Below are 24,226 nucleotides of genomic sequence, written 5' to 3' on the forward strand. Positions count from 1 at the left end.
GGCGAGGCTATGACCTTCGAATCGCTGCCGGAGGGGTGGCGGGTGTGGAACGAGGAGCCCAGCGGCCGGGCGATCCTCGTCTACCGACCCGACGTCTTCGGGAGCGGCGACCTCCCGGACGAGTGTCTCCCGACGATCTACCTGACGAACGGCTCCCGCAACGCGCGGCCCGGCTCGGGCCAGTACGCGACTGACGAGTGGCACGTCGTCCTCTTCTTGGAGCCCGAAATTGAGGCGGTCGCGGAGACGCACGAGAGCCACGAGGCGGGCGCGGCCGGCGCGGTCGATGTCGCGGAACGGTTCGTCGGGGGCGAGATCGATTACCGGGACGCGTATCAGGTGCCCCGCGAGGCGTACTTCGCGCGCCTCGACGAGTTCGTCGGTGCTGAAGAGGGGGCGTAACGACGCGCCGGCGAGCCGAGTTTTATCCACGATCGCGTATATCATCGCACGATTAGCGGAGCGATACGCCACGAACACGAGGATTTTTATCGCCGCCCGCCTCACCCTCGCGTACATGAACGCCGGTGGGGACTACGGCGGCGACGAACCGCGAGAGAAGTGCGGCGTCGTCGGCGTCTCGCTCGAGGACCGGGAGGCCGCGCGACCGCTGTACTACGCGCTGTACGCGCTCCAACACCGCGGCCAGGAGTCGGCCGGCATCGTCACGCACGATGGGTTCCAGCAGCACAGCCATGTCGAGCGCGGCCTCGTCGGCGACGCCTTCGAGGAGGGGGACCTCGCGTCGCTGTCGGGCGGCACGGGCATCGGCCACGTCCGCTACCCGACCGCCGGGAGCCTTGACAAGAGCTGTGCGCAGCCCTTCTCGGTGTCGTTCAAGTCCGGCTCGCTCGGGCTCTCCCACAACGGGAACCTCGTCAACGCCGACGAAGTGCGCGAGGAGCTCGCGGCCACGGGCCACGCGTTCACCTCCGACGGCGACACCGAGGTGATCGCCCACGACCTCGCGCGGAACCTCCTCGAAGAGGACCTCGTGCGGGCGGTCAAACACACGATGAACCGCATCCACGGCTCCTACTCGCTGGCGATCACCCACGACGACACCGTGCTGGGCGTCCGCGACCCGCTTGGCAACCGCCCGCTGTGTCTCGGGAAGATCGACGGCGGCTACGTCCTCGCCAGCGAGTCGGCCGCCATCGACACGCTCGACGGGGAGCTGATCCGCGACGTCCGACCCGGCGAGCTCGTCGTCCTCGACCCCGACGGCACGGGGTACGACACGTATCAGTTGGTCGAGCGCGACGCGACCGCCCACTGTTTCTTCGAACACGTCTACTTCGCGCGCCCCGACTCCGTCATCGACGAGAGCCTCGTGTACGAGGTGCGCCGGAAGCTCGGCCGGAAGCTCTGGGAGGAGTCCGGTGTCGAGTCCGACGTGGTGATGCCCGTCCCCGACTCCGGGCGCGCCTTCGCCTCCGGCTACGCGGACGCGGCGGGCGAGACCACGGCCGCCGGCGAACCGCGGCCGGCGGACGACGGCGGCGTGGAGTTCGCCGAAGGGCTGATGAAGAACCGGTACGTGGGCCGGACGTTCATCATGCCGACGCAGGACGAGCGCGAGCGCGCCGTCCGGCTGAAGCTGAACCCGATTCGGTCGACTGTGGAGGGGAAGTCGGTCACCATCATCGACGACTCCATCGTCCGCGGGACGACATCGACGCAGCTCGTCGAGCTGGTCCGCGAGGCCGGCGCCGAGGAGGTCCACCTCCGGATCGGCGCGCCGCCGATCCTCGCCCCCTGCTACTTCGGCATCGACATGGCCACGCGCGACGAACTCATCGCCGCCGACGCCTCGACCGAGGAGATCCGCGAGGAGGTGGGCGCCGACTCGCTCTCGTACCTCTCCATCGACGCGGTCGCGGAGGCGCTCGGCGAGAGCCGCGCGGACCTCTGTCTCGGCTGTGTCACCGGCGAGTACCCCTTCGATGTCGAGGGCGAGGCGACCGACCGTGATGTCGACGCGCCGGTGTCGGACCCGACGCCGGCGGACGACTGACCCTTCCGACTCGGCGCCGGCCCCGCACACGTTCGCCGCCGGGCCGCCCGCTCGGAACGTATCGGGGGCTTAAATACGATCACGGTCAGAGGTGCGAGCATGACAGGGAACACCGACGCCGCCGAGGGCGACGCCGCGTCGATGAGCCGCCGCGGATTCTTCCGCGCCGGGGCCGCCGGAGCGGCGGTCGCGGCGGGGGTCGCGGCCGGAAGCGGGACCGCCGCCGCCCAGTACGACGGGTGGCTCGAGGGCGTCAGCAACTACGACGGTACTCACGACTACCGCGGGCAGGACGAGGTCACCGTCTCGGTCGGCGCGGGCGAGAACGGGCTCCGCTTCGGCCCCGCCGCCATCCTCATCAACCCGGGCGCGACCGTCGTCTGGGAGTGGACCGGACAGGGCGGCGGTCACAACGTCGTCGCGGACGATGGCACGTTCGACAGCGGCTCGCCCGTCTCGGAGGAGGGCACGACCTTCGAGTACACCTTCGAGGACGCGAGCGACGGCGACACGTTCAATTACCTCTGTGAACCCCACCGGGCGGTCGGAATGAAGGGCGTCGTGGCTGTCGGGTCCGTCGACGACGACCTCGTCGACCCGCAGGCCGAGGGCGGCTCCGGCAGCGGCGGTGGCTCTGGCGGCGACGGCGGCGACGGTGGCTCCGGGAGCGGCGACTCGGGCGGGTCCGACGGCGGTCTCTCCGCGAGCGACATCGGAACGCTGGCGCTCGGGTTCGGCTTCGCCGGCGCGCTGCTCGTCCCGCTGTTCTACGCGGCACACAAGAAGGCAGAGCGGAACGCGTAGTCCTCTTCTCGCGCCTTTCCTCAGTAGATGTGGTACAGCAGCAGGTACACGCCGATCCCCATCGTGAAGGAGATCAGCCAGAGGACGGCGCCGACGAACCCGACCTGCGAGTGCCGCGTCTGATAGAGGTCCGCGTACGGGCGCGTCGCCGCGAGGAACAGCGCGTGGAAGACGAAGGGGACGCAGACGATCGCGAGCAGGATGTGGATCGCGAGGAAGGGGAGGTACACGTACGAGTAGACGAGCTCCGGCCCGGGGAACTCGGTGGTGCCGACGTGGATCAGTCGGTAGAGGTACGCCCCGAGGAACGCGGCGAACAGCGCGAACGAGGTCACCATGAAGTTCCGATGACGCGTCACGTTCCCGCGGGAGATCGCCCGCCAGCCGAGCAGGATCGTTGCGATCGCCGTCGCGGAGACGGCGGCGTTGAAGTGCGGGATCGCGGCGAGGACGGCGTCGCTCGCGCGCGGGAGCAGCGAACTCGGGATCACGCCGCCCACCGCGCCGAAGACGAGCGCGAGCGCGACGCCGGAGGCGACGGCGGTCAACACGGAGACGTTCTCGCGGGCCCAGTCGGACATGCCCGGACGGAGGGACGCGACCCCCAAACGCGTGCCGGTTGCGGTCGACGCGTTCCGGTCGCGGTCGCCGGATCGGGACGGCGGCGCGCCGCCCGCCGGTCTGCGAAACCCCGGCACGGCTCCCTCGAATGGAAGGGCTTTTAATTGGGGACAGGGTACGTGGAGACGCGACAGAACACCGCGAGCGTGGGTAGCCAAGCCAGGCCAACGGCGCAGCGTTGAGGGCGCTGTCCTGTAGAGGTCCGCCGGTTCAAATCCGGTCCCACGCATCGCTCGGGGCACACCCCCACCGATGCCGGTGTTGTCTCTACGACAGCACCCACGCACAATTCCTTTCGATGCCACGTGAGAAGTGACGACGACGATCGGAATGCTGCGGTCGTGAACTGCCCCAAAGCCCCGGCCGCTCGGTTATAAATCATTACTCGTGGACCGGCGGCGACCACCTCCAAAGCCCCAGTCGCGAGGGCGGCGCACGCTCGCTGCGCTCCTCGTTCGTTCGCTTCGCTCACTCACTACGGTGCTTACGTCGCCTGCGCCGCCCTCGCGACTGCCCCTTCGAGTCCCGCCCAGCACAGCACCGCGCCTCACGCCTCCCCAGCCTCGTCACCGGACGACCTCCGGTTGCAAGCGAGAGCGGGGCTCTCGCCCTGTCGGTGGTCCTCCGCTTCGCTCCGGACCACCGACTCCCTCGCGCGTGCTGGCTTCGCGGCCGCCGGGGGCGGTCGATCGCAGGCATGCGCCACCGCATCGGCTGTTTGTTGCTGATTGTCGCCTCGCCCGCGCGAACTGCCACCCTTTTAGTCGCGCGCCGTCGGAGTGTGGCGTAATGAGTACGGACGCGACCCCCGAGTACGACTACGAGGAACTGGGGCTCGTCGCCGGGCTGGAGATCCACCAGCAGCTCGACACCGAGACCAAGCTGTTCTGCGACTCCCCGACCGTCGAGCGCGACCCCGACGAGTCCGACCGGTCGATCACCCGACAGCTCCACCCGACGAAGAGCGAACTGGGCGAGCTGGACGACGCCGCGATGGAAGAGAGCCGCGTCGACCGCGAGTTCACCTATCTCGCGTACGACACGACCTGCCTCGTCGAGGAGGACGACGAGCCGCCCCGCCGCGTCGACGGCGAGGCGCTCTCCGTGGCGCTCCAGATCGCCGACCTGCTCGACCTCTCGGTCGTCGACCAGGCGCACGTCATGCGGAAGCTCGTCATCGACGGCTCGAACACCTCCGGCTTCCAGCGCTCGATCCTCCTCGGGCAGGACGGCGAGATCGAGACGGAGTCCGGGTCGGTGTCGGTCGTCGACCTCATGCTCGAAGAGGAGTCCGCGAAGCGCGTCGAAGAGACGGACGACGGCGTCGTCTACTCGCTCGACCGGCTCGGCGTCCCCCTCGTCGAGATCGGGACGGGCCCGGACATCCGCAGCCCGGAGGGCGCGCGGCAGGCCGCGGAGCGCATCGGGATGCTGCTGCGCTCGACGGGCGCGGTCAAGCGCGGGCTCGGCACGATCCGGCAGGACGTGAACGTCTCCATCGCGGACGGCGCGCGCGTCGAGGTGAAGGGCGTTCAGGACCTCCAGGGGATCGAGGACATCGTCCGCGGCGAGGTGGGCCGACAGGCGGAGCTGCTCGAAATCCGCGACGAACTCCGCGAACGCGACGCGAGCGTCGGCGACGTGACGGACGCGACCGACGTCTTCGCCGACACCGAGTCGGGCGTCATCCGCGGCGCGCTCGACTCTGGCGGGAAGGTCACCGCGGTCCCGCTGTTCGGGTTCGACGGCCTCGTTGGCCGCGAACTCCAGCCCGACCGCCGGCTCGGCACGGAGCTGTCGGACCACGCGAAGCGCCACGGCGCGGGCGGCATCTTCCACACCGACGAACTGCCGGCGTACGGCGTCACCGAGGCGGAGGTCGACGCGCTACGCGATGCGGTCGGCGCGGGCGAGGCGGACGCGGTCGCCATCGTCGCGGCCGACCCGGAGACCGCCGACCTCGCGATCGAGGCGGCCGCGGAGCGCGCCGAGGCCGCGATGGAGGGCGTCCCCGAGGAGACCCGCGGCGCGAACGACGACGGCACGACCCGCTACCTCCGCCCGCTCCCGGGCGCCGCGCGGATGTACCCCGAGACGGACGTGCCGCCGGTGGAACCGGACCCCTCGGACGTGGAGACGCCGGAACTCCTCGACGAGAAGGCCGAACGGTACGCCGACGAGTTCGGCCTCGACGCCGGGCTCGCCGAGCAGGTCGCGTTCGGCCAGCGGTTCCCGCTGTTCGAGGCGGCGGTCGACCGCGGCGTCGGCCCCACCTTCGCTGCGACGACGCTGGAGTCGACGACGACGGAGATCCGGCGCGACGGCGCGCCCGTCGAGCACCTCACCGACGACCACTTCCTCGCGCTGTTCGACCTCGTCGAGTCGGGGGACCTCGCGAAGGAGGGCGTCCCCGAGGTGCTGACGACGCTCGCCGAGGACCCCGATCTGACGGCGAGCGAGGCCGTCGAGGCGGCGGGCCTCTCGGGCGTGAGCGAGGCGGAGGTTCGCGAGGCGGTCGTCGAGGTCGTCGAGCGCAATGCCGACCAGATCGAGGCCGAGGGGATGGGGGCGTTCTCCGGGCTGATGGGCGAGGCGATGGGCGCGCTCCGCGGGAAGGCCGACGGGGAGGTCGTCTCCGACGTGCTTCGCGAGGAGATCGGCAAGCGCTCGTAACGCGTTCCGCGCGTCCCACACCGGTTAGGCCCCCTCTTTACGTGGCGCGAGTCCGTTATCGGAATTGAGGGTCATCTGATGGCAGACTCGCCTGTGGTCGACCAGTCGGACGATTCGTCCGCGTCGGACCGCGCGCCCGACCCGGCCGAGACGCAGACGGTCAGCGGCCGCGTCTCGGAGGTGACGAACCGCTTCGTTCACGCCGTCGAACTCGCCGCCGCGGCGCTGTTCGCGCTCCTGTTCGGTATCGGCGTCGTCGACCTCGCGATCCAGATCGTTGAGTCCGTCCCGACGGGAGAGATCACGAACCCGGAAGTGGTCATCGGCTTCATCGAGACGGGCCTCCTGCTGCTCATCATCGTCGAGGTGTACCAGACGGTCGTCGCGTACATCGAACAGAGCGACACCAGGCGGATCGTCAGGCTGGTGATCTACACCGGCGTCATCGCGATGGTCCGGAAGGTGATCATCTTCCGCACCACCGAGTACCCCTCGACGCAGGACGCGCTGTTCGCCGCCGTCTCCTACGGGACCGTAATGCTCGGGCTCGTGCTGCTGTTGTACGTCGAGCGCTCTGTCGGCGCCTCGCTGACGCCCGAGTGAGCCGCCGTCACTCGGTCAGCTCCTCGATCAACGTGTCGAGGTCGTACGTCGCCGGCGCGCGCGGCTCGTCGCGCAGCGCCGCGATGGTGAACGTCGAGTTCGTGCGCTCGACCTCGGGGATCGCCTCGAAGTCGCTGATGAGCCGCTCGACGGTGTCCGACGAGGAGAGTCGCGCGAGGACGACGAAGTCCGTCTCGCCCATCGTGAAGAACGCCTCCGTGACGCCCTCCACCGCCAGCAGCTCTTCCGCGAACTCCTCGTACGGGCCCTCGTAGCTCGCGAGCACCTCGACGATGACGGTGACGCCGAGCCCGAGCGCCTCGTGGTCGAGGTCGTACAGGTCGTTCTCGATGACGCCGTCCTCCCGGAGGTTGTTCAGTCGGTAGTGGATCGTCGACACCGGAATCCCGGTCTCCTCGTGGAGCCGCTCCGGGCTCCCGGTACCGAGATCGGATATCGCCTTCAACAGCCGCACGTCGCGCTCGTCCATACCCCCGGATCGACCCCCGACCGGTTGTATATGTCGACCGACAGGGTTGGAGGATACTCCAAGATGTCGGCGCCGTTCGGGGCTCGAATCGGATCTAATTCGTATGTCTGATTCTTCGTTTCGAATAACGCACTATCCGAGAGAATAGTTTAACTACGTCTACGTCTTTCGAATTCATAACCAGTGAATCTCAGAAACCTCCTCTCTACTCCGGAAGCGGTCGTCGCCGCGTTCCTGCTGCTCGCAACGCTCTGGGGCACGTCCTTCGTCGCGATCGAGGCCGGCCTCCACTACTTCCCGCCGCTGTTGTTCGCCGGCGTCAGGTACGTCGTCGCCGGCGCGGTCGTGCTGGGCTACGCCGCGGTCGCCGCGGACCGGTGGATCCCGCGGGGCCGCGACGAGTGGCTCGGCGTCGCCGTCGCGGGCACGTTCGTGATCGCGGCGTATCACGGGTTCCTCTACCTCGGCGAGATCCGGATCTCCGGCGCGGTCGCCGCGGTCGTCGTGAGCCTCTCGCCGGTGTTGACTGCCGTCTTCGCGGCCGTGCTCCTCCCGAACGAACGCCTCGGCCCCGTCGAAATCGGCGGGTTCGCGCTCGGCGTCATCGGCGTGGCCGTGATCGCCGACCCGGCCGCGGCCGGGCTGGGCAGCGCGGCGGTCGTCGGCGTCGCGCTCGCGTTCGCCGGCGCGGCCGCCTTCTCTCTGGGCGCCGTCCTGCTGCGCCCGCTCCGCACTGACCTCCCGATCGCCGCGCTTCAGGGCTGGGCGATGGTGATCGGAGCCGGGCAGCTGCTCGTCGCGGCCGCCGCGATCGGCGAGTCGCCCGCCGCGATCGCCTGGAACCAGACGGCGATCGCCTCGCTCGCGTATCTGACGCTGCTCTCCGGCGTGGTCGCGTTCCTCCTGTACTTCGCGCTGCTCGACGCGGTCGGCCCGTCGCAGCTCCACCTCGTCGGCTACGCCGAGCCCGTCGTCGCCGCGGTCGGTAGCTGGGCCCTGCTCGGTCACCTCGTCGACGCCGAGGCGCTGATCGGGTTCGTCGCGATCCTCGCCGGCTTCCTCGTCTTAGAGCGCCGCGAGATCGCCGACTACGTCGGCGTCGACCGGTTGCGAGAGTAGCGGCTCACGGAGACGCCTCTCGCGGGTTCCGGTCGTTCACCCCTCGCGGATTTCGGCGACTCACCCCTCCACGTCTCGGCTCAGCCCCGCGCGGAGGTCGCGGCCGAAGTAGTGGCCGAGCAGCGCGAGCACCAGCCCGACGCCCCCGCCGACCGCGACGAGCGGGAGCCCCCACTGCGAGAGGTAGTCGATCCCGATCGGGAGGAAGCCGACGCCGAGGACGCTCGTCACCGCGCTCGCCGCGCCCGCGGCGGCGCCGGCGGTCCCGGTCTCGACGTAGCGGCGCGCCGATAGCACAAGGCCGAGCAGGAACGCGGCGACGAACACGCCGCCCGCGGTCCCGATCGTCCCGCCGATGAGCGGGATCAGGCCGCCGACGAACACGCCGACCGCGACCGCGACGAGCGCGAGACCGAACGCCTTCGCCGAGAACCACCGCCCCGAGACGCCGACCCGGCCGGCGTCCCCGGAGCCGGCCTCGCTCCCCGCCGTCGGCTCGGCGCTCGCGGCCCCGCCGGCGTCGGCCTCTGACTCTCCCTCACCGCCCGCGAGGTCGTCGTCGAGGAGGTCGTCGAGGTCGTCCATCGGGTCGTCGGACGACTCGCGCTCCTTGGAGGGTTGCATACCGGACCGTTCGGGCCCGCGGACTTGGCTTTTGTGCCGCGAGCGGTGTCGTCACGCTTTCCCCGCGCCGTCGCGTACCACGCGCTACCGTTCGCCGTTTCACCGGAAACGCGGTGTGGCCCGGCGCGGTCGCGGCCGCTACCCGTCGCCGCTCGACCGCCGCCCGCCCCACACGCGCTTGTCGACGAGCGCGACCGTCATCGGGCGGTCGACCGCGATCTGACAGGAGAGCCGCGGGTAGCCGAACCGGTCGGCGAGGCGGTCGTGCCACTGGTCGGCCGGCGGCCCCTCTCGGACGCGGACGCCGCAGGTGGCGCAGATCCCCCGCCCCCCGCAGTTGAGCCGGCGCGTCGCGGACGCGTACGGCGACAGGCCGGCGTCGAGCATGACCCGCCGGAGGTTGCGACCGCGCTCCACGGCGAGTTCGACGCGGTCGTCGCCGTCGACGACGACGAGCGGGACCGTCTCGGACCCGCCCCCTGACCGTCCGCCGGCGTCCTCGTCGGGTTCGTCCTCGGTCATCGGCGTCCCTTCGCGCGCCGCACACAAATCGTCCCGGACCCGGAACGGCTTTCGGCCCGGGCGTCGGAACGGGCGACATGGACACGCGGCGCGCGCTGCTCGACGCCCTCGCTGCCGACGACGGCCCCGTCTCCGGGCCCGCCCTCGCCGAGTCGCTCGGCGTCTCTCGGGCGGCCGTCTGGAAGGCGGTCGAGGGGCTCCGCGAGGACGGGTTCGCGGTCAAGTCGACCGCGGCGGGGTACGTCGCCCCCGACGAGCCGGGGTACTCCGGACCGGGGATCGCGTTCGGCCTCGACGCACCCTACTCCGTGGAGTATCACGACCGGATCGCGTCGACGAACGAGCGGGCCCGGGAGCTCGCGGCGGAAGGGGAGACCGACGTCGCCGTAGTCGCCGACGAACAGACCGGGAGCCGCGGCCGCCTCGACCGGGAGTGGGTCGCGCCGAGCGGCGGGGTCTGGCTGTCGGTCCTCACCCGGCCGGACGTGCCGACCGCGCGGGCGCCGCTCTTCACCCTCGCGGCCGCGGTGGCGACGACCGACGCCGCCCGCGAGGCCGGCGTGGACGCGCGGATCAAGTGGCCGAACGACGTGCTCGTCGGGGGCGACGGAAGCGGCTCCGAAGTGCCAGATCCCGCCGCCCCCGGCCGCGGCGGCCCGAAGCTGGCGGGGATCTTGACGGAGATGGAGGGGGAGGCCGACCGGGTCGGCTGGCTCGTCGTCGGCGTCGGCGTCAACGCCAACCTCGACCCCGAGACGCTGCCCGCCGGCGCGACGTCGCTTTCGGCGGAGCGCGGCGGCCCGATCGACCGGCGGCGGTTCGCCGCGACGTTGCTCGAACGTTACGCGGAACTGACCGCCTCGCCCGGCGCGCTCGACGAGGTCCTCCCCGCGTGGCGCGAGCGGGCGAGCACGCTCGGGCGGCGCGTCCGGGTCGACACCGCCGAGGGGGTCGTGGAGGGAACCGCGGTCGACGTGACGGAGCCGGGTGCGCTCGTGGTCGACACCGACGAGGGCCGGCGGCGCGTCCACGCGGGCGACTGTGAACACCTCCGCGACGCGGCCTGACCTCCGCGACGCGGCCTGACTCCCAGCCGACACGCCGCGGCTCGCTACCCCGTCTCCGTCGCGTCGGAGACGGACCCGTCCGCGTCGGCCCCGGCGGCGCCCGTCTCGCCCGCGGTCGCGGTCTCGCCCGCGGTCGCCGCGTCCTCGTCGTCGCCGATCCGGACGGTCAACACCGGCACCGACGACCCCCGGACCACCTTCTCGGCGACGCTACCGAGGAGGAGGCGGTCGATCCCGCCGCGCCCGTGGGTCCCCATCACGACGAGGTCGCAGCCCGTCCGTTCGGCGTGGGTGATGATCTCGCGGCTCGGCGAGCCGTCGACGACGGACGTCTCGACGTCGACGCCGCGGTCGGCGGCGAGTTCGCACACCGTCTCGAGCGCCGCCTCGCCGTCGTCGTACAGCAGGTCGCCCACCCCCTCCCACGTCGTCTCCATCGGCATCCCGGCGTACCGCGCGGTGTCGACCACGTATATCGCGCGCACCGACGCCCCGTGGACCGCGGCGAGGTCGAGCGCGTGACACACCGCTAACTCCCCCTCCGAGGAGCCGTCGGTCGGGACCAGAATCCGGTCGTATAGGGGCATGTTCACGTGTAGCATGAATGCCGGGACGGATAACCCTTTGTTCTTGCCGGTTTCTCGCCGCCGTCCGGTGGCGTCCGGGCCGAGCGCGCGCTTATGCTCTCTCGCACGACGGGTCGGTATGTCCGACGAGATCAACCGCTCCCGCCTCGAATCGAGGCTCGCCGACCGCGCGTACCCCGCCGACCGCGGAGCGCTCGCCGACTCGTTCGCAGGCACGACGGTGTTGTTCGCCGACGGCGACGCCGACCTCGGCGACCTCCTGGCCGAGGTCGACCAGGCGAGGTTCGAGGGCGCCGCCGACGCGCACGCCGCGCTCCAGAACGTCCTCCCGATCGAGGCGCTCGGGGAGCCCGGGCAGTCCGACGGCGACGCGTAGATCGGGCCTCCCGCGACGGCTCGCGGCCGGGCCCCTCCCTCGTCACCGATCCCCACGCCACGGCGCGTCTCGCATCGCTTTTGCCGCCGCGCCGCGCAGCGGTGGTAATGAGCTATCGGATCGGTCTCGTCGGCAAGCCCTCGGTGGGCAAGTCGACGTTCTTCAACGCCGCGACGATGAACGACGTACCGGAGGGGGCGTACCCGTTCACAACCATCGACCCGACCGTCGGCGAGGCGTACGTCCGCGTCGACTGCGCCGCGCCCGAGTTCGACGAGACCTGTACGCCGAGCGTCGGCGTCTGCCGCGAGGGGACGCGGTTCGTCCCCGTGAAGCTGGTCGACGTGGCCGGGCTCGTCCCGGGCGCCCACGAGGGCCGCGGGCTCGGCAACCAGTTCCTCACCGACCTCAACGAGACCGACGTGCTGATCCACGTCGTCGACTTCTCGGGCAAAACGGACATCGAAGGCGAGGCGACCGAGGGCCACGACCCTCGCGAGGACATCGACTTCCTCGAAGCGGAACTCGACGCGTGGTACCTCGACGTGTTGGAGAAGGGATTAGAGAAGTTCGAGACGCGGTATCACGGCGCGGACGCGGCGATCGAGGCGGAGCTCGCCGACCAGATGTCCGCGTTCGGCATCGACAAGGACCGGATGAAGCGCGTCATCCTCGCCGAGGGGCTCGAACTCGACCCCGAGACGTGGGACGAGACGGACAGAGTCGAACTGGCCCGCGAGATCCGCAAGCGCACGAAGCCGATGGTGATCGCCGCCAACAAGATGGACACGCCCGAGGCGCAGGCCAACTGGGCGGAGATAACGACCGACCCCGACTACGACCACCTCTCGTTCGTCCCCGCGAGCGCTCACGCGGAGAAGGCGCTGAAGAACGCCGACGACGCCGGCGTCGTCGACTACACGCCCGGCGACGACGCGTTCGAGGTCGTCGGCGACGTCTCCGGGGAGCAGAAGGCCGGCCTCGACCAGATCGCCGAGTTCGTCGACGAGTACGACGGCACGGGCGTCCAGGGCGCGCTCGAGTCCGCCGTCTTCGACGTGCTGGGCTGTATCGCCGTCTTCCCCGGCTCCGCGAACGGGAGCAAAGACGAGAAGGGAGTCTTCCGCGACTGCTTCATCCTCCCCGAGGGGTCGACGACGGAGGACTTCGCGTACCACATCCACTCGGACATCGGCGAGGGGCTGCTCCACGGCACCGACTGCCGGAGCGGCCGGCAGGTGGGCACCGACCGCGAGCTCTCCCACCGCGACGTGATCGAACTGGTCTCGACGAAGCAGGCCGCGCCGTAGCCGCTCCGACGAGGCCGCCGACCCCGCTGGCCGCTCTTCCGAACGACCTCTGTGCGTCCGGCCGGTCACGATACGATATCGCGGACCGCGTCGGGAACGTCGGCCCGGTCGACCTCCCGAACGGACGAGCCCTCGACCTCGGTCGCTCCGTACTTGTACCCCGACCCCGTCAGGATCGCGGCCACGTCGTCGTCGGGGCCGAACTCGCCCACCGCGGCGAGCTCTCGCACGGCGGCCGTCGCCACCGCGCACGACGGCTCGACGGAGACTCCGGCGTCGGCCGCGAGCCGGTCCGTCTCGGCCAGCATCGACTCCTCCGAGACGGAGACGACGCCGCCGTCTGTCGCCCGGACGGCGGCCAGCGCGCGGTTCCCGCTCGGCGGGTCGGCGTTGTTGATCGAGACGGCCGCCGTCGGCTCGCCCGCGACGGGTTCGACGCGGGAGTCTCCCCGCCGGAACGCCCGCGCGATCGGGTCACAGCGGGCGGCCTGCGCGAGGTAGATCCGCGGGATCGACGGGAGCACTCCCGCCGCGTCCAGCTCTCGGAGCGCCTTCCAGACGCCGCTCGCCTGTCCGCCGCTGCTGACCGGCAGGACGATCGCGTCGGGCGCGTCGGGAGCGAACGCCTCGCAGATCTCGTACGCCACCGTCTTCTGGCCGGCGACCCGGAGGGGGGCGTCGGAGTTGAGGAAGGCGACCCCGAGGTCGCGGTCGAGCGTGTCCTCGTAGAGCCGCCCGTACTCCCCCCGGACCCGGAACAGGTGCGGGTCGTGCTGGGCGATCATCGCGAGCCGCGAGTCCGGCGTGTCCTCGGCGACGAGGATCGCGGCCTCCCGGTCCAGCGCCGCCGCGTGCGCGGCGACGCTCAGTGCCATGTTGCCGTGCGAGACCGTCCCGACCGGGCCGTCGATGCGGGCCATCCCGACGGCCGTCCCCCGGTCCTTGAAGCTCCCCGTCGGGTTGGTCCCCTCGACCTTGAGGTGGACCCGCGGCCCGTCCGCCGGCTCGATCGACGGCGCGCGGAACAGCGGCGTGCCCCCGGCGGCCGCGGCGAGGCCGCTCGGAACGGTCGCCGCGGGTAGGACGGGCTCGTACCGCCAGAGGGAGTCTCGCCCGAGCCGCACGCCACCGCCGCCGCTCGCCTCGGGCCACGAGAACCCGGTCCCGTGCGTGTCGAACCAGAGCGGCTCGCCGCACGCGCAGCGGGCCGCCTCGCCGGCGGGGTACGTCTCGCCGCAGTCGTAACAGACCAGTCGTTCCATACGCCACGGTCTCGGTCGCGACACAAATCGTTGGTCACGGGCGGGCGCCGCGACCGCGGCAGCGCCCGGGGGTTCCCTCGTCTTTTTTGAGTCGCGGCCACACCAGTCACGCATGGGTACGCCAGGCGAGTTCGGCGAGTTCGGCGGCCGACACGTCCCGGAACCGCTGGAGGAACCGTTGGCGGAGCTGGCGGCGGCCTACGAGGAGGCCGTCGCCGACGACGAGTTCATGGCGGAGTTCCGTGACCTGCTCGAACACTTCGCGGGGCGGCCGACGCCCGTCTTCTACGCGGAGACGCTCAGCGAGCGGTACGGCGCGGACATCTACCTCAAACACGAGGACCTCCTCCACGGCGGGGCGCACAAGCTCAACAACACGCTCGGGCAGGCGCTGCTGGCCAAGCGGGCCGGGAAGGACCGCCTGATCGCGGAGACCGGGGCGGGGCAGCACGGCACCGCGACGGCGATGGTCGGCGCCCTGCTGGACCTCGACACGACCGTGTACATGGGCCGGCACGACATGCAGCGACAGGAGATGAACGTGTTCCGGATGCGCCTCATGGGCGCGGACGTGGAGCCGGTCGACCGCGGAAACGAGGGGCTCGCGGAGGCGGTCGACGCCGCGTTAGAGGACTTCGCCGAGAACGTCGACTCGACGCACTACCTCGTCGGCAGCGTCGTGGGGCCCGACCCGTTTCCGCGGATGGTCCGCGAGTTCCAGTCCGTCATCGGGACCGAGGCCCGCGAGCAGATCCAAGAGCGCCACGGCGATCTCCCCGACGCGTGCGTCGCCTGCGTGGGCGGCGGGTCGAACTCGATCGGCCTCTGGCACGCGTTCAAGAATGACGACGTGATGTTCTACGGCGCCGAGCCGGGCGGCACCGACGACGCGAACCACTCGGCCCCGCTCTCGAAGACGAAACAGGAGGAGCCGCGGATCTTCCAGGGGATGAAGACGAAGACGATCGGCGACGACACCGAGAACCACTCCGTCTCCGCCGGGCTCGACTACCCCGCCATCGGGCCGGAGCACGCCGCGCTCCAGGAGATGGGCCGCGCGGAGTACCACGCGGTCTCCGACGACGAGGCGCTGGCCGCGTTCCGCGAACTGAGCGAGGCCGAGGGGATCATCCCGGCGCTGGAGCCGGCCCACGCCCTCGCGCTGACCGCCAAGCTCGCCGAGGAGGACCGACACGACACGCTGTTGGTCAACCTCTGCGGGCGCGGCGACAAGGACATGCAGACGGCGGCGGAGCACTTCGATCTCTCCGGGTGAGGTCACCTCTCCGGGTGAGACTCTCCCGCCCGATTGACCCCTTCCGGCGCGGCGCTCAGAGCTCCTTCTCGAAGTGGACGAGTTCGTACGCGCCGGCGGTCGAGGTGTCCGTCCGCTCGTATCCCCGACTCGCGTAGAAGTCGAGCGCCGCGGGCTGGCGCGTCGAGGTCGTCGCGAGGAGCGTCTCGAACCCACCGGAGGCCGCCCGCCGCTCCAGCTCGTCGAGCAGCGCCCGTCCGTAGCCGCGCCGCTGATACGGCGGCGCGACGCGCATCCGGTGGAGCTCCGCGGCGCCGGGGCGGTCGCGCTCGTCGCCGTGCCCGGCCTCGTTGGGCACGTAGCCGCCCATCGCGGCGAGCGTCCCGTCGTGGGTCGCCAGTTGGTCCGGGGCCCGTGACGCCGCCGAATCCACCGACTGCCGCTCCGGCGACGGATCGTCCGGCGACTGGTCGGCGTCGACGGCGTCGACGACGCCGACGACGAACGCGCCCCCCGCGTCGAGGTACGACGCCGCCACGGACCGCAGGTCGTCGGTGCCGGGGATGTCGGACGGGTCGACCCCGGTCTCCCGCATCGCCCACTCGTGAAGCGCCCACACGGCCGCGTCGTCCCGCGGGTCGTACGACCGGAGCGAGAGTTCGTTCGCGTCCACGACGAACCGTGACGGCGCGTCCGGCTTGAAGACACGGATCGCGGGGGGCGCGCTCGCTCTCTGAGCTTCGACGTTACCGCACATCCGCGCTCGACGCATCCGCGCTCAGCGCGTCGACCCTACTCACCGCCAGCGATCTCTTCGAGGCGCTCCGTCCCGGCCTTGACGTGGCCCCCGTGGAAGCAGACCGTCTCCGCCACGTCCCGGTCGGCGAGGACCGCGACGCTCTCCAGCGCGGTGTCGAGGTCCGGGGTCATCTCCGGGCTGAGCCCGGCGAGTTCGCCGTCGGCGACGGTGAGCGCGTCGGCGCTGACGAGCAGCTCGGCGTCGGGGAAGTACGCCGACACGTGCCCCGGACTGTGGCCGGGGGGCGGGACGACCTCCGTCGGACCGGCCGCCGTCGCGAACGTCTCGCCCCCGGTCAGGCGGACGTCGACGGTCGCCGGTTCGATCACCGTCGGCCGCTCCTCGCTCGACTTGACGAGCTCCTCGTCGCCCTCCAGGTACGGGGCCTCTGCCTCGTGGGCGAACACGGCGGCGCCGGTCCGGTCGACCACGGCCGCCAGACAGGCGGCGAGGTCGAGCTCCTAATGCGTGACGAGGACGCCCCGCGCGTCGTCGAGGGACAACCCCTTGTCCGCGAGCGCGTCTCCGAGGACGCCGACCTCGTCGGGCAGGCCCACGTCGATCAGGAGGAGTCCCTGCGGGGTCTCGACCGCGGTGGGAGTGAGTGTCGCTTCCCGGCAGTCTAGCGATACGTGTAGCAGGAGTGCGCGTACGCCCGGCGCGAGTTCCATGGCGAACGCTGGTCGCCGATCGAGTTCGAGCGGGCGAGCCTCGACGGACTCACTCGGGCGCCGGGAGCTCCTCGGCGACGTTCACGTCGTGTCCGGCAACGTACCCGTTCAGCTTGGCGGCGAGCGGCGACTCTCGCAGCTCGGCGCCGTCGTATCCGGCCGCGTCGAACGGCTCAATTAGTGACGAGGCGGACCTGAGCCTGTACTTCTGGTGGTAGTCCTCCGCGGGAGAGAACCGCGACAGCCGCTCGACGCGCGTGTTGATCCCGTCGGCGGTGAGTCCCCGCGCCGAGAGGAACTCGTCGAGGGCCTCCCGCTGGGCCGCGCGCTCGACGAGGACGACGTTCTGGTACTGCGTCTTCCGGGACTGCCGCCGCGGGTCGTGCGCCGCGAACACCCGTTCCAGCACATCCCGGTACGATATCGTTTCGGGGTCGAAATCGACCTGAACCACCTCCGTGTGGTCGCCCAGCGAGTGGTACGTCGGGTCACGTTTGGTCCCACCCGCGTACCCCGCGCGGGTGCGGACGACGCCCTCCACCGCGCCGAACTGCGCGTCCGGGCCCCAGAAGCAGCCGACGCCGAACGTCGCCGTCTCGGTCTCGCCGGCGTCGGCCGCGCGGCGGTCGTACTCGCGTACCTGTGTCCGTGTGAGTTCCATGGGTGCCACCTGTCTGTAGAGCCGCCGGAGCGCGGTTCGCGGGTCGGACCGCATCGCCCGTGTCTCGGGCTCGCAGACGGATACATTGCGCGCCGCCCCACGTCGAGCGTCTCGTTCGGCCGGGACCCAAACCACTTGAGGTGGGGCCGCGTCGCGGCGGACATGAGCGCTCACTCGACCGATCCGGCCCGCCTCGAATTCGGCGTCCTCGGGACCGCGGGAATCGCCGACAAGGCTGTCGTCCCGGCGATCGCCGCGAGCGACCACGCCGTCGGCGCGGTCGCGTCCCGGGACGCCGACCGCGCGGCGTCGTTCGCCGCCCGCCACTCGATCCCCCGCAGTTACGGCACCTACGAGGCACTGCTCGACGACGACGCCATCGACGCGGTGTACGTCCCGCTCCCCAACGGGCTCCACGGTGAGTGGACGAAACGCGCCGCGGACGCCGGGCTCGCCGTCCTCTGCGAGAAGCCGCTGGCCGCCGACGCCGCCGAGGCGCGAGCGGTCGCCGACCACTGCGACCGCCGCGGCGTCACCCTGATGGAGGCGTTCATGTACCGGTACCACCCCCGGACCGAGCGCGCCGTCGAGCTCGCCGCGACGGAACTCGACGACGTGCGCACGGTGACCGCGACGTTCCGGTTCCCGCTGTCCGACCGCCCGAACGACGTTCGGCTCGACCCGGAGCTCGCCGGCGGGTCGCTGATGGACGTCGGCTGCTACCCCGTTTCGCTGGCTCACACCGTCCTCGGCGCTCCCGACCGGGCGTACGCCCACACGGGGGACACCCGCGACGCGGGCGTCGACACCGAACTCGCGGGCGTGCTTGCGTACGGCGACGGCCGGTCGGCCCGGGTCGCCTCCGGGTTCGACACCCGCCACGTCGAGCGGTACCGCGTGGACGCGACGAACGGGTGGGTCGCGGTCGAGAACGCCTTCGACGCCCCGGCCGACGAGCGGCTGGAACTGGAGTACGAGATCGACGGCCGTCGCGGGGTCGAGACGTTCCCGGCGGTCGATCAGTACCGGCTTCAGGTCGAGCACTTCGCCGACCGCGTCGCCGGCGACGCGACCCCCGTGACCGACGGCGCGTCGGCCGTTGCGAACATGCGGATCCTCGACGCGCTGTCGGAGAGCGCCGCGAACGGTTCTCCGATCGACCTCTGACTCGGATCGCTTGGGGTGCAGATCGCCGTCGCTCCGGCGGCCGTGGCGCTCGGTTCGACGTTCGCCCCGCCTACGCGACGATCTCGTCGGTGATCGCCGGCGTGTCCATCGCGTTCGCGATCGGGCTGATCACCCGGTACGTCCCCCGTTGGCCACCGTCGGAGGAGTCGTCCCAGTGAGGCGTGAACGGCTTGTCTTCGGCGTGCGGGCTGTCTTCTAGCATCGCTCGGGGCGCACCCCCGGCCAGGTAGACGTCGAAGGAGTTCGACTCGAACTCCGTCCAGAAGTTACTCCTGTGGAACGGGAACAACACGCGGACGTAGTAGTCCTTCCGTATCTCGCGTTTCTTCACCTCGTTGTTGTACCAGCCAATCACGTCGAAGTGGGTACACACCGCCTTCTCCGCGCCCGTGTAGGGGAACGACGACCGGACCTCCACGGCGGCGCTCTCGCCGCGGCCGCGGTCGACGGTGATGTCGACCTGTTCCTGTGGGGTGTCCCACTCGTCGTCTTGGAACACGTCCGCGCCCGTGTCGCGCCGCTCGGCCGTTCGGGTGAGCCAGTCTTTCCACACCCACTCCGCCAGCACTCCCGAGATACCGTCGACGCTCTGCGTGTCGGCTGACCTGCCGCGGGAGCTGTCCCGGGCCATCCGTCCGTCGGAGCCCTCAGCGAGACGCTCCCCGTCGTCTCGTAGCTCGTCGAGCAGCGCGCGGTCCTCGCCGCCGTAGTCGAACCGATACCGAACGCAGTCGAAGCCGCCATGCCCGTCGCAGTCTATCGTTTCCGTCGTGATGTCCATCGACGTTCCGTCTAAACAGTCAGCTATCTTATAGAGATATCGCCGGTCGTGAGGCGGTGCCCTTATCCCCGGCAGCTACCTCCCCCCGGTAACCGATCGATATGCCTGCGGACGATATCACGGAGCCCCCCGAACACGCCGTCTCCTCGCCGAACACACCGATGTACAACATGGTTCGGTTCTGGGGGCGGAAGCCACAGAACCTCGTCACGAGCTACATCGAGCAGTTCACCGACGAGGGGGAGACGGTGCTGGACCCGTTCTCCGGGAGCGGCGTCACCGCCTTGGAGGCGCTCCGGGCGGACCGTCGCGGTATCTACAACGACCTGAACCCGCTGTTCCGCCACATCGCCCGCACGACCGCCGCTCACGTGGACTTGGACGAACTCGAAGACGGGTTCGACACCGTGATGGAGAACCTCCGGTACCGGCGCCACGAGGTCGGCGGCGCCGACGGCGACGCGCAGCGGTCATTCCGGTGGCTCTACGAGACGACGTGCCGGAACTGCGGCCACGAACGGGCGCGGACGCTCGAAACGACCGCGACTCGGGTGTACTCACCCAGTCCGGGGCAAGCGAGCGAGCCGATATCCGGCGACGGGACGCTCGATGCCCTCGCGACGGAAATCTACGATCAGCTCAGCGAGGCCGAGCGCCTCTCGCACGACGCGTTGGTGGAGCGCATCGACTTAGACGAGTTCGGCGACGCGCGCAAGTCGGAGATAACGCGGGCGATCAACCAGCGGCTGTTCGAAAACGGGTACATCCGGATCGAGGAGGACGTTCCGAACGAGCACAAGTACGTCTGTCCGGAGTGCGACGCGAGTGAAACGGTCCCGCTGGACGAGGCGGACGAGGCCAAACTCGACCGGATCGGCGAGCTCTCGCCCCCCTATTACTACCCCGACAACGAGCTGGTGTACCCCAACGGACAGGACTTCTATACGAGTCGTCCGGGGACCGAGCGCGTCGACAAGCTGTTCACCGACCGGAATCTGATCGCGCTGTCTATCCTCCGGCACGAGATACACCGGCTGGAAACACAGGGATTTGACCGGACCGTCGTCGACGCCCTCCTGCTCACTTTCGTCGCCATTCTCGAACACGTGAGCCGGATGCAGCGGCCGAACAAGAAGGGCTGGGCGGCGAAGAACTACGTCATCCACCCGGAGAACCTCGAACTCAACGTCGCGCACGCGTTCCGGAACCGGTTCTCGACCGTGCTCGACGGCATGCGCGAGGCGAACGACGAACTGAACGGGGGCGACCCCGTGGGAGACCGAGGGAGGTTCATCCAGGGAGACGCGCGCGACCCCCCGGTCGACGACCAGTCGGTACAGTACGTGTTCACCGATCCTGAGTACGGCGACGCCGTCCAGTACTTCGAGCTCAGCTACATGGCGAACAGCTGGCTGGACAGCAGCGTCAACTGGGAGGACGAAATCGTCGTCAATCCGCGCCAAGAGAAGCCGCGGGAGCGCTACGAGGAGATGCTCGCGGCGGCGTTCGAGGAGGTGTTCCGGGTGCTCGAGAGCGGCGGACATCTGACGGTCACGTTCCACAGCAGCGAACTCAAATACTGGAACTCCCTGATGCACGCGATCCAGCAGGCCGGGTTCGACTACGTCGACGCGGTCTATCAGGTTCCCGCACAGGAGTACACGAACTGGATCAACCGCCGGAAGCCGGGGACGATGAACGGCGACATCTACAGCACGTTCCGGCGACCGGAGACCCGGGAACAGCCCGAACTGGACTTCGGTGACATTCAGGCGGTCCGGGAGTCCATCTTGGAGGAGGCGAAGCGCGTCATCCGGCTCCACGACGGCCGCGCGACGTACGATCAGCTGGTCCGCGGGGTGACGCTGCGGCTCATCGAGGACAACAGGATGCACTCCGAACAGGTGCGCGACTTCGACTATCGCCGCCTCTTCGACGATTACCTCGAACGCACCGCCGACGGCGACGCGTGGACGACCGCCGACTGGGCGGCGACCGACGAGGTCGAGTACATCCCGCTCCAGCGCCGCATCAGGTGGCTGATCGAATCCGTCTACGCGGGGAAGGAGGGGTCCGCCGCCACGCTCGACGAGATCCTTTCGCGGATCTTCACGAGCCTCAAGGACGCGCAGACGCCGGAGAACCAAGAGATATTGGACGTGTTACAGTCGACTGCTGAGCCGGTCGAGAAAGACGGCGTCGTCTACTGGCGGCGACGCGACTCGTACCAGCAGACGCTCGCCGGAAACACCTTGGCCGAGGAGGAAGGCCTGGTCGACACGGAAACGCAGCGCGAGCAGCTGGAACTGGACCACGACCGGATCATCAACCGACTCGCCGAGTTCGGCAAATCCGTCGGCTACGACGCGTGGATCGGGGACCCGGAGACCGATCGCAGCGAGGTCCTCCGCGATACGCAGACGCGGCTGCGGATACCCGGCGACTTCTCCGACACCGTTCGCGAGCGGCTCAGGAACGTCGACCTGATCTGGTTCGACGGCGAGACGCCGGTCGCGATGTTCGAGGTGGAGCACTCGACGGACCCGCAGGACGGAATCGTTCGCATGGGGAACGCGTACGCGGAAACCGGCGCGACGCCCCGGGCCGTGTCCGTCGTCCCCGACAACCGATACGATCGATGGGAGAAGGCCGTCACGCAGCCCGCCCTCGACGAGTTGACCGACGACAACCCGTTCCGCTGTCTCACGTATTCGAAGCTGATCGAGCTCCTCGGCGGGCGCCGGTCGCCCGCGGAGCGGGGCGAAAAACGGCTGTTCGAACTCGCGACGACGCCGCCCTGACTCGGTGAGCCCCGCCCGCGACGCGAACCGGCGTCGTCGACCGGGCTCTCAACGAGGCTCGGTCCCCAGTACGATGGTTTAACCCCGTGTCGGTTCTCTCCGGGTGTATATGAGCGATGAGCGTGACCGACTGGAGAAACCGTCCAACGCGGCCGCCATACGGGCGAAACTCCGTGAGATTGTGCCGAGCGCGTTCTCCGAGGGAGAGCTCGACGCGGCGAAGCTCGAATCGCTGCTCGACGCCGACGGTGAGTCGTCGGGGGCGGAGCGGTACGAGCTCTCGTGGGCCGGAAAGGGCGAGGCCACCGCACGCGCCCAGGCGGCGACGGAGCAGACGCTGGTCCCGCGTCCCGACGAGAGCGTCGACTACGGGGAGTCGGGCAACCACTTCATCGAGGGCGAGAACCTCGCGACCCTGAAGACGCTCCAGCGGTCCTACCAGCAGCGAATAAAGATGATCTACCTCGACCCGCCGTACAACACCGGGTCGGATTTCATCTACAAGGACGACTACTCGACCGCGGCCGCCGACTACGAGCGAGAGACCGGCCAGCGGACGGCGGACGGCGACAAGCTGGTGAGCAACCCGGAGACGAACGGGCGGTATCACAGCGACTGGCTGTCGATGATGTATCCCCGGCTGTTCCTCGGGCGGAATCTCCTCCGGAACGACGGGGCAATCTTCGTGAGCATCGATCACAACGAGCACCACAACCTCCGCCACCTCATGGACGAGATCTACGGCGAGGACAACTACGTCGGCACCTTCGTCTGGAAGCGCCGGACCCCCGACGCACGGAACTCGGGCGGGATGTCCATCGACCACGAGTACGTCGTGGTGTACCAGCGGTCCGACGCGTTCGAGATGCGGGGCGTCGAGAAGTCGTTCGACAACTACACGAACCCGGACGACGATCCCCGCGGCCCGTGGGTCGCCGGCGATCTGAAGAACTCGCGGACGAAAGACGAGCGGCCGACGATGTTCTACGAGATCACGGACCCCGAGACCGGCCACACCTATCAGCCGGACCCGAACAGCGTCTGGCGCCTCGGCGAGGAGACGATGCGGCAGTACATCGAGGAGGGTCGGATCCTCTTCCCCGACGACGGCGAGGGCGTGCCCAAGTTCAAACGCTTCCAAAACGAGATCGAGAGCCGGTACAAGCCGCTCTCGTCGTGGATCGAAACGACGACGACCGACGAGGACATCGAGCTGTTCGAGGACGCCTTCGACCGCACCGTCCTCCAGACGGGGATGACCGGCACGGCGACGCGCGAGCTGAAATCGCTGTTCGGCTACAAGGCGTACGACTTCCCCAAGTCGACGGACCTGATCCGGAAGCTGATCCGCCACAGCGTGGACGGCGGCGACATCGTCTTGGACTTCTTCGCGGGATCGGGGACGACGGGCCACGCGGTCATGCAGCTCAACGCGACCGAGGAGTTCGACGACCCCGTCCGGTTCATGCTCGTCCAACTGGACGACGAACTCGACGAGCCGCGGGGGGAAGAGACGACCCACGCGGAGGTCTGCGAGCGGCGCCTGCGGCTGGCGAGCGAGCAGGTCGCCGACGACCACGACCTGCCGGGCGCCGCTCCGGGGCTCGGCTTCGACAAGTACACGCTCGGGGAGTCGCGCTTCGAGCGGTGGGGACGGCCCGACACGGAGTCGGAAGCCCGCGCCGCGCTCGAACGATACGCGGCCGACGCCGGCTCGGCCGTCGATCTGACCGATCCGGACGCCGCGCTGGTCGAGGTACAGCTCCTGCTCGGGTTCTCGCTGGACGCCGCCCGCGAGGCCCTCGCGGACCACACCTATCACCTGTCCGAAGACGACCGCGACGCGCTGGTCACCTTCGCGGAATCGGTGACGTACGAGACGCTCACCGAGTTCGATCTCCCGGCGGACACGCAGTACGTCTGCTTGGACGGGAGCCTCTCCGATACGGACAAGGAACGCCTCAACCGCGACCTCTCGCTCCGAACGATCTGACC

General features: G+C 69.8%; 24 protein-coding genes and 1 tRNA gene. 14 read left to right on the plus strand and 11 right to left on the minus strand.

All coding sequences use genetic code 11. From position 1 onward, the window contains the following. The first annotated feature begins 9 nt into the window (after positions 1-9). From B9G49_RS04475 to B9G49_RS04485, 3 genes are all read left to right on the plus strand, one after another. Positions 10-402 carry a DUF5820 family protein gene (locus B9G49_RS04475; RefSeq protein WP_086215561.1) on the plus strand — a complete coding sequence of 131 codons (393 nt, stop codon included), beginning with the start codon at positions 10-12 and terminating at the stop codon, positions 400-402. A 115-nt stretch (positions 403-517) separates the two neighbouring features. After that, a complete protein-coding gene (purF, locus tag B9G49_RS04480; protein WP_086215562.1) occupies positions 518-2,017 on the plus strand; it encodes an amidophosphoribosyltransferase in 1,500 nt (499 codons plus the stop codon). A gap of 99 nt (positions 2,018-2,116) precedes the next feature. Next, positions 2,117-2,821, plus strand: a complete 705-nt coding sequence (locus tag B9G49_RS04485; protein ID WP_086215563.1) for a halocyanin domain-containing protein — start codon at positions 2,117-2,119, stop codon at positions 2,819-2,821. Positions 2,822-2,841: 20 nt separating this feature from the next. On the opposite strand, the gene B9G49_RS04490 is transcribed toward B9G49_RS04485, so the two are convergent. Then, positions 2,842-3,402 carry a DUF420 domain-containing protein gene (locus B9G49_RS04490; protein WP_086215564.1) on the minus strand — a complete coding sequence of 187 codons (561 nt, stop codon included), beginning with the start codon at positions 3,400-3,402 and terminating at the stop codon, positions 2,842-2,844. Positions 3,403-3,586: 184 nt separating this feature from the next. On the opposite strand from B9G49_RS04490, the gene B9G49_RS04495 reads away from it, so the two are divergent. From B9G49_RS04495 to B9G49_RS04505, 3 genes are all read left to right on the plus strand, one after another. Next, a tRNA-Leu gene (locus B9G49_RS04495) sits at positions 3,587-3,671 on the plus strand. 560 nt (positions 3,672-4,231) lie between these two features. Continuing rightward, positions 4,232-6,115 (plus strand): Glu-tRNA(Gln) amidotransferase subunit GatE, encoded by a 1,884-nt coding sequence (gene gatE, locus B9G49_RS04500; RefSeq protein WP_086215565.1) that lies wholly within the window; start codon positions 4,232-4,234, stop codon positions 6,113-6,115. 78 nt (positions 6,116-6,193) lie between these two features. Continuing rightward, the gene (locus B9G49_RS04505) at positions 6,194-6,718 is read left to right on the plus strand and encodes a phosphate-starvation-inducible PsiE family protein (protein ID WP_049929353.1); all 525 of its coding nucleotides are present in this window, start codon (positions 6,194-6,196) and stop codon (positions 6,716-6,718) included. 7 nt (positions 6,719-6,725) lie between these two features. Here B9G49_RS04505 and B9G49_RS04510 read toward each other — a convergent pair whose 3' ends face one another. Then, positions 6,726-7,208, minus strand: coding sequence for an Lrp/AsnC family transcriptional regulator (locus B9G49_RS04510; protein ID WP_086215566.1), 483 nt, complete (start codon positions 7,206-7,208; stop codon positions 6,726-6,728). Positions 7,209-7,391: 183 nt separating this feature from the next. Between B9G49_RS04510 and B9G49_RS04515 the strand changes: the two genes are divergently transcribed. Then, positions 7,392-8,327 carry a DMT family transporter gene (locus tag B9G49_RS04515; RefSeq protein ID WP_086215567.1) on the plus strand — a complete coding sequence of 312 codons (936 nt, stop codon included), beginning with the start codon at positions 7,392-7,394 and terminating at the stop codon, positions 8,325-8,327. 60 nt (positions 8,328-8,387) lie between these two features. Here B9G49_RS04515 and B9G49_RS04520 read toward each other — a convergent pair whose 3' ends face one another. Continuing rightward, on the minus strand, positions 8,388-8,951 hold the full coding sequence (locus B9G49_RS04520) for a hypothetical protein (RefSeq protein WP_086215568.1): 564 nt from the start codon (positions 8,949-8,951) through the stop codon (positions 8,388-8,390). Positions 8,952-9,089: 138 nt separating this feature from the next. After that, complete coding sequence (locus B9G49_RS04525) at positions 9,090-9,473, minus strand: 2Fe-2S iron-sulfur cluster-binding protein (protein WP_086215569.1); 384 nt, start codon at positions 9,471-9,473, stop codon at positions 9,090-9,092. Positions 9,474-9,550: 77 nt separating this feature from the next. Here B9G49_RS04525 and B9G49_RS04530 point away from each other — a divergent pair, with 77 nt between their 5' ends. Continuing rightward, the gene (locus B9G49_RS04530; protein WP_086215570.1) at positions 9,551-10,540 is read left to right on the plus strand and encodes a biotin--[acetyl-CoA-carboxylase] ligase; all 990 of its coding nucleotides are present in this window, start codon (positions 9,551-9,553) and stop codon (positions 10,538-10,540) included. 44 nt (positions 10,541-10,584) lie between these two features. On the opposite strand, the gene B9G49_RS04535 is transcribed toward B9G49_RS04530, so the two are convergent. Beyond that, positions 10,585-11,127, minus strand: a complete 543-nt coding sequence (locus tag B9G49_RS04535) for a universal stress protein (protein ID WP_049929361.1) — start codon at positions 11,125-11,127, stop codon at positions 10,585-10,587. Positions 11,128-11,245: 118 nt separating this feature from the next. On the opposite strand from B9G49_RS04535, the gene B9G49_RS04540 reads away from it, so the two are divergent. Together B9G49_RS04540 and B9G49_RS04545 are read left to right on the plus strand one after the other, a co-directional pair. Continuing rightward, positions 11,246-11,503, plus strand: a complete 258-nt coding sequence (locus B9G49_RS04540) for a hypothetical protein (RefSeq protein ID WP_086215571.1) — start codon at positions 11,246-11,248, stop codon at positions 11,501-11,503. Between the two features lie 107 nt (positions 11,504-11,610). Further along, positions 11,611-12,813 (plus strand): redox-regulated ATPase YchF, encoded by a 1,203-nt coding sequence (locus B9G49_RS04545; protein ID WP_086215572.1) that lies wholly within the window; start codon positions 11,611-11,613, stop codon positions 12,811-12,813. Between the two features lie 65 nt (positions 12,814-12,878). Here the strand turns inward: B9G49_RS04545 and B9G49_RS04550 are convergent, their stop codons facing one another. Next, the gene (locus B9G49_RS04550) at positions 12,879-14,075 is read right to left on the minus strand and encodes a pyridoxal-phosphate dependent enzyme (RefSeq protein WP_086215573.1); all 1,197 of its coding nucleotides are present in this window, start codon (positions 14,073-14,075) and stop codon (positions 12,879-12,881) included. Between the two features lie 112 nt (positions 14,076-14,187). Here B9G49_RS04550 and trpB point away from each other — a divergent pair, with 112 nt between their 5' ends. After that, on the plus strand, positions 14,188-15,351 hold the full coding sequence (trpB, locus tag B9G49_RS04555; protein ID WP_086215574.1) for a tryptophan synthase subunit beta: 1,164 nt from the start codon (positions 14,188-14,190) through the stop codon (positions 15,349-15,351). 55 nt (positions 15,352-15,406) lie between these two features. Here the strand turns inward: trpB and B9G49_RS04560 are convergent, their stop codons facing one another. The 4 genes from B9G49_RS04560 to B9G49_RS04570 form a co-directional block, all read right to left on the minus strand. Next, entirely contained in the window at positions 15,407-16,003 is a 597-nt protein-coding gene (locus B9G49_RS04560) for a GNAT family N-acetyltransferase (protein ID WP_086220053.1), read from the minus strand. Between the two features lie 119 nt (positions 16,004-16,122). Then, positions 16,123-16,569: an MBL fold metallo-hydrolase gene (locus tag B9G49_RS16950; RefSeq protein WP_255376743.1), complete on the minus strand. Its 447-nt coding sequence runs from the start codon at positions 16,567-16,569 to the stop codon at positions 16,123-16,125. A 21-nt stretch (positions 16,570-16,590) separates the two neighbouring features. Next, complete coding sequence (locus B9G49_RS16955; protein ID WP_233125160.1) at positions 16,591-16,800, minus strand: hypothetical protein; 210 nt, start codon at positions 16,798-16,800, stop codon at positions 16,591-16,593. 49 nt (positions 16,801-16,849) lie between these two features. Then, positions 16,850-17,461 (minus strand): peptide-methionine (S)-S-oxide reductase, encoded by a 612-nt coding sequence (locus B9G49_RS04570; RefSeq protein WP_086215593.1) that lies wholly within the window; start codon positions 17,459-17,461, stop codon positions 16,850-16,852. Positions 17,462-17,623: 162 nt separating this feature from the next. On the opposite strand from B9G49_RS04570, the gene B9G49_RS04575 reads away from it, so the two are divergent. Then, entirely contained in the window at positions 17,624-18,628 is a 1,005-nt protein-coding gene (locus B9G49_RS04575; protein ID WP_086215576.1) for a Gfo/Idh/MocA family protein, read from the plus strand. 70 nt (positions 18,629-18,698) lie between these two features. Here B9G49_RS04575 and B9G49_RS04580 read toward each other — a convergent pair whose 3' ends face one another. Beyond that, positions 18,699-19,430, minus strand: coding sequence for a hypothetical protein (locus B9G49_RS04580; RefSeq protein WP_086215577.1), 732 nt, complete (start codon positions 19,428-19,430; stop codon positions 18,699-18,701). 101 nt (positions 19,431-19,531) lie between these two features. Here B9G49_RS04580 and B9G49_RS04585 point away from each other — a divergent pair, with 101 nt between their 5' ends. Both B9G49_RS04585 and B9G49_RS04590 read left to right on the plus strand, forming a co-directional pair. Then, on the plus strand, positions 19,532-22,231 hold the full coding sequence (locus B9G49_RS04585; RefSeq protein ID WP_086215578.1) for a DNA methyltransferase: 2,700 nt from the start codon (positions 19,532-19,534) through the stop codon (positions 22,229-22,231). Positions 22,232-22,340: 109 nt separating this feature from the next. Then, positions 22,341-24,224 carry a site-specific DNA-methyltransferase gene (locus B9G49_RS04590; protein ID WP_086215579.1) on the plus strand — a complete coding sequence of 628 codons (1,884 nt, stop codon included), beginning with the start codon at positions 22,341-22,343 and terminating at the stop codon, positions 24,222-24,224. The last annotated feature ends 2 nt before the right edge of the window (positions 24,225-24,226 follow it).

Origin of the sequence: Halorubrum sp. SD683, assembly GCF_002135045.1 — an archaeon.
GTDB classification, from domain to species: domain Archaea; phylum Halobacteriota; class Halobacteria; order Halobacteriales; family Haloferacaceae; genus Halorubrum; species Halorubrum ezzemoulense.

Bases quoted from the DNA above. Each gene is read 5' to 3' on its own strand.
- B9G49_RS04475 (WP_086215561.1), top strand. From the start codon at position 10: ATGACCTTCGAATCGCTGCCGGAGGGGTGGCGGGTGTGGAACGAGGAG.
- purF (WP_086215562.1), top strand. From the start codon at position 518: ATGAACGCCGGTGGGGACTACGGCGGCGACGAACCGCGAGAGAAGTGC.
- B9G49_RS04485 (WP_086215563.1), top strand. From the start codon at position 2,117: ATGACAGGGAACACCGACGCCGCCGAGGGCGACGCCGCGTCGATGAGC.
- B9G49_RS04490 (WP_086215564.1), bottom strand. From the start codon at position 3,402: ATGTCCGACTGGGCCCGCGAGAACGTCTCCGTGTTGACCGCCGTCGCC.
- gatE (WP_086215565.1), top strand. From the start codon at position 4,232: ATGAGTACGGACGCGACCCCCGAGTACGACTACGAGGAACTGGGGCTC.
- B9G49_RS04505 (WP_049929353.1), top strand. From the start codon at position 6,194: ATGGCAGACTCGCCTGTGGTCGACCAGTCGGACGATTCGTCCGCGTCG.
- B9G49_RS04510 (WP_086215566.1), bottom strand. From the start codon at position 7,208: ATGGACGAGCGCGACGTGCGGCTGTTGAAGGCGATATCCGATCTCGGT.
- B9G49_RS04520 (WP_086215568.1), bottom strand. From the start codon at position 8,951: ATGCAACCCTCCAAGGAGCGCGAGTCGTCCGACGACCCGATGGACGAC.
- B9G49_RS04525 (WP_086215569.1), bottom strand. From the start codon at position 9,473: ATGACCGAGGACGAACCCGACGAGGACGCCGGCGGACGGTCAGGGGGC.
- B9G49_RS04530 (WP_086215570.1), top strand. From the start codon at position 9,551: ATGGACACGCGGCGCGCGCTGCTCGACGCCCTCGCTGCCGACGACGGC.
- B9G49_RS04535 (WP_049929361.1), bottom strand. From the start codon at position 11,127: ATGCCCCTATACGACCGGATTCTGGTCCCGACCGACGGCTCCTCGGAG.
- B9G49_RS04540 (WP_086215571.1), top strand. From the start codon at position 11,246: ATGTCCGACGAGATCAACCGCTCCCGCCTCGAATCGAGGCTCGCCGAC.
- B9G49_RS04545 (WP_086215572.1), top strand. From the start codon at position 11,611: ATGAGCTATCGGATCGGTCTCGTCGGCAAGCCCTCGGTGGGCAAGTCG.
- B9G49_RS04550 (WP_086215573.1), bottom strand. From the start codon at position 14,075: ATGGAACGACTGGTCTGTTACGACTGCGGCGAGACGTACCCCGCCGGC.
- trpB (WP_086215574.1), top strand. From the start codon at position 14,188: ATGGGTACGCCAGGCGAGTTCGGCGAGTTCGGCGGCCGACACGTCCCG.
- B9G49_RS16955 (WP_233125160.1), bottom strand. From the start codon at position 16,800: ATGGAACTCGCGCCGGGCGTACGCGCACTCCTGCTACACGTATCGCTA.
- B9G49_RS04570 (WP_086215593.1), bottom strand. From the start codon at position 17,461: ATGGAACTCACACGGACACAGGTACGCGAGTACGACCGCCGCGCGGCC.
- B9G49_RS04575 (WP_086215576.1), top strand. From the start codon at position 17,624: ATGAGCGCTCACTCGACCGATCCGGCCCGCCTCGAATTCGGCGTCCTC.
- B9G49_RS04580 (WP_086215577.1), bottom strand. From the start codon at position 19,430: ATGGACATCACGACGGAAACGATAGACTGCGACGGGCATGGCGGCTTC.
- B9G49_RS04585 (WP_086215578.1), top strand. From the start codon at position 19,532: ATGCCTGCGGACGATATCACGGAGCCCCCCGAACACGCCGTCTCCTCG.
- B9G49_RS04590 (WP_086215579.1), top strand. From the start codon at position 22,341: ATGAGCGATGAGCGTGACCGACTGGAGAAACCGTCCAACGCGGCCGCC.